The organism is Methylobacterium symbioticum (assembly GCF_902141845.1).
Taxonomy (GTDB): Bacteria; Pseudomonadota; Alphaproteobacteria; order Rhizobiales; family Beijerinckiaceae; genus Methylobacterium; species Methylobacterium symbioticum.
In genome coordinates, this window is the sequence record NZ_CABFPH010000062.1 from 21,623 (window position 1) to 31,615 (window position 9,993).

The window sequence follows — 9,993 nt, forward strand, 5'->3', positions numbered from 1 at the left end:
CGGGGCCTTCGGTTCTGGTCGGGAGCCTTGCGAGCCCGTCCGCGTCAGTACTTGCGGATCAGCGGCTCGGCCATCGGCACCGGCGCCTCGCCGAAGGTGTAGCGGACGCCGCCATAGATGGAGAGCGGCTGGGCCAGCGTCGTGGTGCGGGTGTCGTTGACCGGGTAGCGGCCGGCGACGAGCCCGGGCTCGAAGAAGGTGCCGAAGGTGGCGTAGCGGTTGTTGGTCAGGTTGGTGACGTAGCCGAACACCTCGAGGTTCCGGTTCACCCGGTAGCTCGTGGTGAGGTTCAGCACGTAGTAGGGCGGCAGCTTGCGGTTCAGGTTCGACTCGTCGCCCCGGTAGTAGGAGGACGAGTAGGCCTGTAGCGCCATGCCGATACGCCAGTTCGGCAGCAGCTCCACGTCGAAGCCGGCCTTGAACTGGTGGTCGGGCACCAGCGGCACCTTGTTGCCCGGCACGACGGTGATCGCGCCGTTGTTGGAGAGCGGGTTGTTCGGCGAGGACAGCACGCCGTTGAACTGGAAGGTCGCGTCGATCAGCGCGTAGTTCGCGTAGACGGTCAGCCAGTCGGCCACGTATTCGAGCCCGACCTCGACGCCCTGGCGCCGGGTCGCCGGCACGTTGACGAAGTAGCCGCGGGCGGCGTTGCCGGGGGTGGCGAGCTGCAGGATGTCGTTCGTCAGATCGGTGCGGAAGGCGCCGATCTTATAGTTGACCAGGCCGCCATCGTAGAAGTTCGGCAGCGCGCCGCGGAAGCCGACCTCGTAGGTCTGGCCTTCCACCTGCTTGAGCGGCGGGTCGGCCACCAGCGAGTTCGGCAGCAGGCAGGGCCGCAGCGGGTTGGCGCAGGCGAGCTCCAGCGGCGTCGGGGCGCGGTTCGATTCCGAGTAGCTGCCGTAGAGGTTCAGGCCGGGGCTGAAGCGGTAGGTCAGGCCCGCCAGCGGGTTGATCTTGTTGAAGTAATGCGTGCCCGTCACATCCGGCGAGAAGCCGGTGAGATCCTGCGTGGCGATGCGCGCGAAGTTCAGGCGTGCGCCGGCCGTGAGCGAGAGCGCGTCGGTCAGATCGATCGTGTCGATCGTGTAGAGGCCCATATAGAGGTTGGAGCCCTGCACCGCGCTCGGCGCGAGGCCGAGCGCGCCGGCCGTGCGGATGAACTGCGTGCCGAGGCCCGGGATGTTGCCGTAGAACGGGTTGTTCGGGTTGGTGGTGACGCTCAGATCCGGGTTGATCACGCCGAGCGTGCTCGACGACTTGAAGCCGTAATGGGCGACGTCGATCGAGCCGCCGATGACGAAGCTGTTGTTGAACCCGAAGACCTTGTCGCGGTTGGCCGCCTGCAGCGAGCCGCCGTAGCCTTCCGCCTCCGTCTTGGTCACGTCGAGGGTGCCGTAGGGCACGCCCGCGGTGAACGGGATCAGCTGGTTCTGGCCGCCGAGCAGGCGCAGCGAGTTGCGGAAGGCGCGGCGCGCGGCGCTGCCGGGGGCGCCGACCGGCGTGAAGCCGTCGTCGTCGAGGCAGAGGTTGTTGGGGAAGTCCGTCTGGGCCGGGCTGCAGCGCTCGAAATCGGAATCGTTGCCGTCGATGTAGCGCTGGCTGAAGCGGCGGTAATAGGCGTTGCCGGAGAGGTCCCAGGTCGGCGAGATGTCGACCCGGCCGGTGAGCTGGATGGTGCCGAGCTCGGTCGTCGTGGTCTGCGGGTAGGTGAAGATCGCCCGCGGATCCACATGGGTGAAGTCGGTCGGCGTGGCGGCGGCGGCGCCGAAATAGGTGCGCGCCATCTGGCCGATCAGGTGGAACTCGGAATCGGGCGTGCGGTAGCCGATGTCGCCGTAGACGCGGCCGATCGTGCTCGGGCTCTGGTAGCGCCAGCCGCGGTCGTTCAGGCCCTCGCCCGCGAAGTAGAAGCTCCAGTTGTCGACCACCTTGCCGTGCTGGAGCGAGCCGGCGATGCGCCCGTCCGAGCCGCCGAGCGCCGTGATCTCGGTGCCCTGCCAAGTGAAGCCGTTCTTCATCTGGATGTTGAGCGCGCCGCCGAGCGCGTTCAGGCCGAAGACCGGGTTGCCGGTGACGACGTCGATGCGCTGGATCGCCACCTGCGGGATCAGGTCGAGGTTGACGATGTCGCCGAAGGCCTCGTTGATGCGCACGCCGTTCTGGTAGACGGCGAGCCCCTGCGGCACGCCGGTGACCGGCGAGGCCTGGAAGCCGCGATAGTTGATGTCGACGCGGTTGTTGCTGCCCTGGCTGTCCGACAGGTTGAGGCCGGGCACCCGGCGGGCCAGCGTCTCGACCGTGTTGAAGGTCGCGCGGTCGAAATCGAGGTCGCGGGCGGTGACCGTCTCGACGGTGCTCGGGATCTTGTTGAGCGGCTGGGCGCCGCCGCGCAGGCGCGGCTCGACCACCTGCGGGATGGCGCCCGGGGGCACGGGCGCGGGCGCGATGCCGGGATCGAACCGCCCCCCCGCGGCGCCGACCGGAGTCGTCGCGACAACGCTGATCTCGCCGAGCGTCACCGCAGCGCCCTGCGCGGCAGCGGCGAGCGGCAGCAGCGACACGGACGCGGCGAGCACGCCGCGAAGCCCCCAAACGGACATTCCCCAACCCTCGAAAAACAGTCGACCCAAGGCCCCTTCTTTGCGCGGGGCTCGGGTCAGTCATGCCGGGATCGCGGAGGGACGACAATCGGCCGGGCGGGGGTGCCGGGCCAAATCCGAGGGCGGCTCGGCGGTAATCACGGCCGCGTGACGTTGGAGCAACAGAATTGTCTTAGAAATTCAACGGCTTAGGGATGAACTAGCAAGTCAAGCCGGGATCATTCGGCAAGGCCTTGAAATCGTCGCTTGCAGAGGTTCAACCGGGGGTTGGGATGGGGCGCGGGTCCGCGATGGGCCGGCCTGGAATCGGGCGGTCCGGCCGGGGCCCGGTCCCGCCCGGACCGTCTCAGAGCTTCGCCTGGATCTTGCGCGCGATCTCGCCGAGGCGCTGCTCCAGGAGCTGGGGCACCTCGCAGACATAGGTCAGCGCCTGGGAGCGCTCCTGGAAGATGCGCCGGTCCCAGGCGAACTTGGTCTCCAGCTCCGACTGCTCCTTGGGCAATTCGCGGGCGTCGGCCGCGGAGGGCGCGTCCTTGGTCTGGCTGATCTGGTCGGCCTCCTCCCGGATGCGCTCGGCCATGCGGCGCTGCCCCTGCGCATAGCGGCCGATCCCGCTCATCACCTTGGCGCGCTCGCCGTTGATGACCTCGAACACGCCGGCATAGACGCGGGCGAGGCCCCGCTCGCGGGCGGCCTTGTCGGGCCCGACCTTCTCCAGATAGCCGTCCACGAGGCCGTCGACCTCGGTGAGGTCGGTGCGGCGCGAGGCGATCTTCTGGGCGAGCGCCGCCGCGTCGGTGTCGCTGCCCCACTCGGTGGCGGCGGCGCCGAGATCCGGCCCGGTCCAGAACTGGCCGGGGCTCAGGGCCGTCACCTTGCGCTGGACGCAGGGCCAGTCGGGATCGGTCTTGGGCTGGGCCAAAGCCGGGCCGGCGAGCAGCAGGGCAAGGAGGGGGGGGCCGAGGCGGATCATGGCGGGGCGAGCCGTGGCTGGACGGGGCATGGGCAGGCGAAGCATGGGCAGGCGGGGCTTGAGCAGGCGGGGCATGGGGATCACGCGGTGTCTCCGGCCGGGCCGCCGCGCCGGGCCATGATGCCGCGGCCGGGATCGTAGGCCACGACCGCGAGGGCGAAGAAGGCGAGCGTGGTGCCGACGACCACCGCGCAGGCGGTGGGCTCGAACTGGCCGTAGAGGGCGAAGCGGACGAGCTGCACCGCGTGGCTGAACGGGTTGCACTGGCAGATCCAGTACAGGGTCTCGGATGATTCCCGGATGCGCCAGAGCGGGTAGAGCGCCGAGGAGGCGAAGAACATCGGGAAGATCACGAAGTTCATCACGCTGGCGAAGTTCTCGAGCTGGCGCACCAGCGAGGACAGGAACAGGCCGATGGCGCCGAGCATCAGGCCCGAGGCCAGGAAGGCGGGCAGGGCCGCGAGGTAGCCGACCGGCGGGATGTCGGTCTCCCAGAAATAGGCCACGGCCAGGAAGGCGTAGGCCTGCACCACCGAGACGCAGACGCCCGCGACGAGCTTGGCGAGCAGCAGCAGCCAGCGCGGATAGGGGCTGGTCAGCAGCACCTTCATCGAGCCGACCTCGCGGTCGTAGACCATCGAGAGCGAGGATTGCATGCCATTGAACAGCTGGATCATCACGGCCAGCCCCGGCACCACGTAGACCTCGTAGAGCACGTAGGTCTGGTAGGGCGGCTCGATCGAGACGCCGAGGGTGTTGCGGAAGCCCGCCGCGAAGATGAACAGCCAGACGAGCGGTCGCACCATCGCCGAGAAGAACCGCTCCTTCTGATTGAAGAAGCGCAGCAATTCGCGGCGTACGATGCCGCCGAGGCAGATCAGGTAGCCGAGCGCGTCGAGCCGCCCGAGATGGGCGGGCGCGCGGCGGCCCGGCCCGGCCTGGCTGCCGGCGGTGACGGGCGTGCTCATGCGTTCCTCGACCGGGCTCACGCCGCCGCCCTCCCCGGCTCGGAGACGAGGCGGCGGAAGGCGTCCTCCAGGCTCTCGGCCCCCTGCCCGATCGCGCCGGCTTTGCCGCGGGCGACGATCCGGCCCTTGTGCAGCACCACCGCGTCGTCCTCCGGCGCGATCTCCTCGAAGATATGGGTGGCCCAGAGCACGGAGAGCCCCTCCTCCCGCACCAGGGCGCGCACGATGGCGACGATGTCGGCGCGCGATTCGAGGTCGAGGCCGACGGTGGGCTCGTCGAGAAGCAGCAGGCTCGGGCGGTGGATCAGCGAGCGGGCGATCTCGATGCGGCGCGACTGGCCGCCCGAGAGGGTGCGCACCTTGTCGGCGCGCCGGTCGCTGAGCCCCACCCGGTCGAGCAGCGTGCCGATCCGGTCGCGGGCGGCGGCGCGGCCGATCCCGTGCAGGCTCGCGTGATAGGCGAGGTTCTGCTCGACGGTGAGGTCCGTGTCGAGGGTGCGGGCCTGGAACACCACGCCGAGCCGGGCGAGCGCCCGCGACGGCTCGCGGTCGAGGCCGTGGCCGAAGATCGCGACCCGGCCCTCCTGGTTGGTGTAGAGGCGCGTGATCACCGAGAAGAGCGTGGTCTTGCCCGCGCCGTTCGGCCCGAGCAGCGCCGTGAAGCGCCCGCGCTCCACGCTCAGCGACACGTCCGCGAGCGCGGCGCGCGCGCCGAAGCGGTGGCTGACATGCGCGACCGAGAGGGCAGGCGCCTCGCTCACCGCGCCAGCGCCCGCTTGGCGTCGCCCACCGCGTCGAGGCACTCGTCGAACTCGCCCTCGCCCTGCTCGCGCTCGGCGACGCGCAGCGCCTTCTTCAGCTTCGGCAGGGCGGCCTCGGGCGGGTTCTTCGCGATCTCGTCCTTGATCATGGCGATGCCGTCCGCGCAGGCCGCCTTGTCGTCGGCGAGGGCGGGCGCGGCGAGGAGGAGCGCGGCGAGACAGAGGAGAGCGGAGCGCATCGTCACTTCACCGTAATCGTGCCGGTCATGCCCTTGGATTCGAGGCCGCGGGCCGCCCAGGTGTAGGTGCCCGGCTTGATCGCCACGAACTCGATGGCGATCTCGCCCGGATCGTCGAACTCAAGGTGGTCCGGCGGGCCGCCGCCGTGGATCTCGAGGTGGTTGATCACGATCTGGTTGAACCAGATGTAACGGAAGAACTCGGGCGCGTAGAATTTGTATTCCTGCCGCCCCTTGGCGACGATGCGCAGGCGGTAGGCCTTGCCGCCCTCCAGCGTGATGTCCTTGTTCTCCACGACGAAGTCGTTGCCCTCCTCGTTGCCGAGCACGAGATCGGGCAGGTTCTCCCGCTTCTTGGTGAGGTCGAGGGCGGAGGCGGGGGCGGCCGCGAACAGGGCGGCGAGCCCGAGCAAAGCCGGCCTCATGAGCGTGCGCATCGGCAAGGTCCCAAGATTATTGCGGGGAGACGGCGACGCCCCAGGGGAGCAGGCCGACGGGAATGCTCTTGACCACCTTCTCGGCCGCGACGTCGATGACCGAGACGTCGTTCGAGGTGCCGTTGGTGGAGAACAGGAGCTTCTGGTCCGGGGTGAAGGCGAGCTGCCAGACGCGCTGGCCCACCGGCAGGTATTTCTGCACCTCGAAGGTCTTCGCATCGATCACGGCGACGCGGTTGGCGGGCCCGAGCGCCACGAAGGCCTTGGTGCCGTCCTGGGTGATGCGCACGCCCACCGGCTGGATCGCCTCGTCGTTCACGCCCGGGATCTTGAAGGTGATCTTCTTGATCACCCGCCGCGAGGCGACGTCGATGACGCTGACCGTGCCGCCGACCTCGGCGGAGACCCAGAGGAAGGTGCCGTCGTTGGTGAACTCGGCGAAGCGCGGCCGCGCGTCCACCAGCACGTTGTCGATCACCTGGAAGGTCTTGGTGTCGATGAAATGGGCCATGTTGGTGGTCTCGGAGGTGTTGACGAGGATCTTCCCGTCGGGCGACAGGCCCATCCCCTCCGGCTCCACGCCGACCGGCACCTCGGCCAGCACCTTGTTCTTCTCGATGTCGATGATCGTGACCTGGCTGTCGTCCTCGTTGGCGACGTAGAGGGGGTTGCCGGAGCGGTCGAGGATGAACTGCTCGGGGTCCGGCCCGGAGCGCAGCGAGCGCACCACCTTGCCGGTGGCGGCGTCCAGCACGTCGATGCGGTCGTCGTCGCTCGCGCAGACGAACACCTCCTTGCCGTCCTTGCTCACGGTGATGCCGCGCGGGCGCCGCCCGACCTTCCAGGTCGCGGTCACCGCCATGGTGGCCGTGTCGATCACGCTGACCGAGTTGCCCTTCTCGTTCGAGACGTAGACCGTGTAGGCCTGCGCCCCGCCCGCCGTCCCGCCGGTCAGTCCGACGAGCGCGGCCAGCCCCAACCCTGCCTTCGCGCAGCGGTCCATCCCGTTCCTCCCTTGGGCGCGCGCTCTTCGATACGGCGCTGGCCCCTCGCGTCCCCGATTGTAGTGCCTTTCCCGCCGCTTGCGAGGCCGGCGCGCGTCATCGCCGCATCTCGGAGGGGCGAGATGGGCGAATGTACCGCTGCCCGAAACGGATCCGGATCGGGCGCGGGTCCCCTCTCCCGTTCGGGAGAGGGACAGGGTGAGGGTCGAGAATTGTCCGGACAGAGCGGAGACGGAGCCACTTCACCGCCGCGACCGCTTCGGAGAGTTCTCGTCCCTCACCCCAACCCTCTCCCGCACGGGAGAGGGGGCACGTTGCGCTTCGTCCGCATGCCTGTGCGCCGCGGAAGGGCGCATGGGCCGTCTCTCTCTGGTCCGATCCCTCACGGGAACTTGCACGTCGTCTCGGGCAGGTCGATGCCCAGGGTGTCGAGGGGCGTGCGCTGGTGCAGGAAGCCCTGCTCCGGCGCCACCGAGACCAGCATCTTCGGCTGCACCACGATGAGCGGCTGGCGAAGCTGGTGGTCCCAGGGGCGGAAGGTGAGCGACACGCCCTTGTAGGCGGGCAGGCTGAAGGCCGGATCGGTGAGATAGGGCGCGAGCACGGCAGGGTCGGAGCCCTTCTTCGCCGTCACCGCGTCGCCGACCGCCCGCACCGAGGCCCAGACCTGGTAGTCGAGGGGGCGCATCAGCCGGCCCGCGAGCCGCCGGAAGCGGTTCTGCGCCTGGGCCGCGCCCCAGGTCTCCAGGACCGGCGACCAGGTGGTGGCGACGAGGCCCTGCGTGCCGGCCACGGGGCGCGGATCGACGGTCCGATAGGGCACGTAGTCGCCCCAGTCGCCCGCCTCGTCGGCGACGACCGCCATGTCGTAGTCGAGCCCCCGGGTGAACACCATCGCCTCGGCCCGGGTCGGGGTGTCGCCCCGCGCCTTGGCGAGCGGCCCGAAGGTCCAGGGCTTCTCGGCGGTGATCTTCAGGCCGAACTTGCGGGCCGAGTTCCGCAGCGCCTCGGCGTAGAGCTTGTCCGCTTCGTTCGGCCCCACGATGAGGAAGATCTTCCGCCAGCGCATCAGGGTCAGGTACTGCGCCAGCGCGTCGGTCTGCATCGCGCGGGAGGGCACCACGTGGAAGACGTTCTTCCGGCAATCGGCCCCGCGCAGGCGGTCGTCCGGGGCGGCGGCGTTGAACACCACGGCGCCCGTGTCCTTCACCGCGTCGGCGACGGCGAGCACCGCGTCGCCGGGTAGCGCCAGGACGAGGTAGCGGGTGCCCTTGGCCACCAGCGCCCGGGCGGCCTCCGCCGCGGAGGGGCCGCCTTCGGTGAGCGCGGCCTCGTCGAGGGCGTAGGCCTGCTTGGTGAAGCGGCCGGTGGTGTTGTTGTCGGCAATCGCCATGCGGGCGCCGGCGAGCCCCTCGTCCTCGGGCGGGGCCTCCGCGTCGTAGGAGGAGGGCTGGGGCTGGACCCGGTAGATCAGGCCGATCCGCGTCTCCGCGGGGGCGGCGCCCGGCGGCGGGGCCGGGCTCGCGGGCGGGCTCGCAGGTTCCTGGCCGGCTGCGGGCGAGGCCGCGACGGCGCCCGCGAGGACGAGCGAGAGGATGAAGGATTGTGCCGAAGCGCGCATGAAGGCGGCACGTAACAGCATTCGCCGCCCGCACTCAACGGGGCGCGACCGCGCGCGGCCGGCGTGCCGCTCTCATATTTCCCTCAGGATTTTACCGCCGCCGGCGGGAGCGGGCTGGCCCCGCCGAAGCGCGGCGGGCGGTAGCTCAGGGTGTCGTGCTGCGGGCTCGGGTGGCGCACCCGCGACATGCGCCCGCTGTCGCGCATGCGCTTGTCGGCCTCGGGCCAGGATGGCAGCCCCTCCTCGTCCCGGTCCCAGTGGACCACGGACGCTTCGTCGCACCAATGCTGCAGGTGTGGCATCGCGGCCCGGTGGGCGCCCGCACCCATGTAGCCACGCATGCTCTCCACGCGGTCCCAGGCGGTCAGGGTCCAGAAGGTCCAGTCCCGGTCGCGCAGGATCGAGCCGCCACGGAAGCCCGGCGCCGCTCGCACCTGGCGCGCCGTCCGCACCGCGTGGAGGGCGAAGGCCGGCAGGAAGCGGACGGAGCGGACCCTCAGGCGCGTGACGCTGATGAACGGCATGGACGATCCCCCGAACCCGTCTCTCCTTGTTGCCGGGAACGCGCGGGATTGCCAAACCGTCCCGGCGCACGACCTATGGCGCTGTCGCGAGGCCGCCTCCCCGAGCCGGGCGGCCGCACCAGGGAGAGACGCCATGCCCGCCCGCCTCCTCGCCGGCGCCCTCGCCGGAACGCTGGCCGGAGCGCTGGCTGCCGGGCCGCTCCTCGCGCGGCCCGCCGCGGCCGGGCAGAAGGCGGCGATCTTCCCCGTGGAATTGCTGGATCCGGGCGTCGTCGGCGGGCGCAAGGCCCGGCCCGACGAGAGCCGCAAGCTCGCCCTCGTCACCGACGAGCTCAAGACCGCGCTCGCCAAGCAGGCGGAGATCGAGCCGGTGGACACCGCCCCGCAATCGGCCGAGATCGCCAAGCAGGCGCCGCTCTACAAATGCGAGGGCTGCGCGGCGCCCATCGCCAAGACGCTGGGTGCGGATCTCGCCGTGACCGGCTATGTGGAGCGGGGATCGAACCAGATCTTCAACCTGTTCGTCACCATCGCCGATGCCGAATCCGGCAAGGTGGTGCGCGCCGGGCAGGTGGTGATCCGGGCCGATACCGACGACACCTGGGCGCATGCCATGCGCTGGGTCGTCAAGAACCGCCTGCTCGCCGAGCCCCTGCCCGGAAAATCGTGATTTTCTCGAAGACCTTCCGCGACGTTTCCCACGCGCTCCGTCTCCTCGTCAGCGTCCGCGACGCCGGGGAGGCCGACCTCGCCCTCGCGGCCGGCGCCGACCCGAACCGCGAGGGCCTGATCGACACGCCCGCCCGCGTGGTGAAGGCCTACGGCCAGCTCTTCGGCGGCTACGATGTCGATGCCGAGGCTCTGCT

At 70.1% G+C, this 9,993-nt stretch carries 11 protein-coding genes; 2 read left to right on the forward strand and 9 right to left on the reverse strand.

Translation table 11 applies throughout. The features are described from left to right. Positions 1–44: 44 nt before the first annotated feature. From MET9862_RS19015 to MET9862_RS19055, 9 genes are all read right to left on the reverse strand, one after another. Entirely contained in the window at positions 45–2,600 is a 2,556-nt protein-coding gene (locus MET9862_RS19015; RefSeq protein ID WP_142584459.1) for a TonB-dependent receptor, read from the reverse strand. A gap of 346 nt (positions 2,601–2,946) precedes the next feature. Next, on the reverse strand, positions 2,947–3,573 hold the full coding sequence (locus tag MET9862_RS19020; RefSeq protein WP_142584473.1) for a hypothetical protein: 627 nt from the start codon (positions 3,571–3,573) through the stop codon (positions 2,947–2,949). Positions 3,574–3,653: 80 nt separating this feature from the next. Next, a complete protein-coding gene (locus MET9862_RS19025; RefSeq protein ID WP_142584460.1) occupies positions 3,654–4,541 on the reverse strand; it encodes an ABC transporter permease in 888 nt (295 codons plus the stop codon). A gap of 17 nt (positions 4,542–4,558) precedes the next feature. Further along, the gene (locus tag MET9862_RS19030; protein ID WP_142584461.1) at positions 4,559–5,302 is read right to left on the reverse strand and encodes an ABC transporter ATP-binding protein; all 744 of its coding nucleotides are present in this window, start codon (positions 5,300–5,302) and stop codon (positions 4,559–4,561) included. Further along, positions 5,299–5,541 (reverse strand): hypothetical protein, encoded by a 243-nt coding sequence (locus tag MET9862_RS19035; RefSeq protein ID WP_142584462.1) that lies wholly within the window; start codon positions 5,539–5,541, stop codon positions 5,299–5,301. Before MET9862_RS19035 ends, MET9862_RS19030 begins: the two co-directional genes overlap by 4 nt. Positions 5,542–5,543: 2 nt before the next feature. Then, complete coding sequence (locus MET9862_RS19040) at positions 5,544–5,978, reverse strand: cupredoxin domain-containing protein (RefSeq protein WP_142584463.1); 435 nt, start codon at positions 5,976–5,978, stop codon at positions 5,544–5,546. Positions 5,979–5,994: 16 nt separating this feature from the next. Beyond that, on the reverse strand, positions 5,995–6,981 hold the full coding sequence (locus MET9862_RS19045) for a YVTN family beta-propeller repeat protein (RefSeq protein ID WP_142584464.1): 987 nt from the start codon (positions 6,979–6,981) through the stop codon (positions 5,995–5,997). 383 nt (positions 6,982–7,364) lie between these two features. Beyond that, positions 7,365–8,603 (reverse strand): ABC transporter substrate-binding protein, encoded by a 1,239-nt coding sequence (locus tag MET9862_RS19050; protein ID WP_244612795.1) that lies wholly within the window; start codon positions 8,601–8,603, stop codon positions 7,365–7,367. Positions 8,604–8,686: 83 nt separating this feature from the next. Then, the gene (locus MET9862_RS19055; protein ID WP_142584466.1) at positions 8,687–9,127 is read right to left on the reverse strand and encodes a DUF3291 domain-containing protein; all 441 of its coding nucleotides are present in this window, start codon (positions 9,125–9,127) and stop codon (positions 8,687–8,689) included. Between the two features lie 133 nt (positions 9,128–9,260). On the opposite strand from MET9862_RS19055, the gene MET9862_RS19060 reads away from it, so the two are divergent. Both MET9862_RS19060 and MET9862_RS19065 read left to right on the forward strand, forming a co-directional pair. Then, positions 9,261–9,797, forward strand: coding sequence for a DUF3280 domain-containing protein (locus MET9862_RS19060; protein ID WP_142584467.1), 537 nt, complete (start codon positions 9,261–9,263; stop codon positions 9,795–9,797). Then, positions 9,794–9,993: GTP cyclohydrolase I (locus MET9862_RS19065; RefSeq protein WP_244612796.1), on the forward strand; the 200-nt coding region annotated here is incomplete at its 3' end. The genes MET9862_RS19060 and MET9862_RS19065, both read left to right, overlap by 4 nt.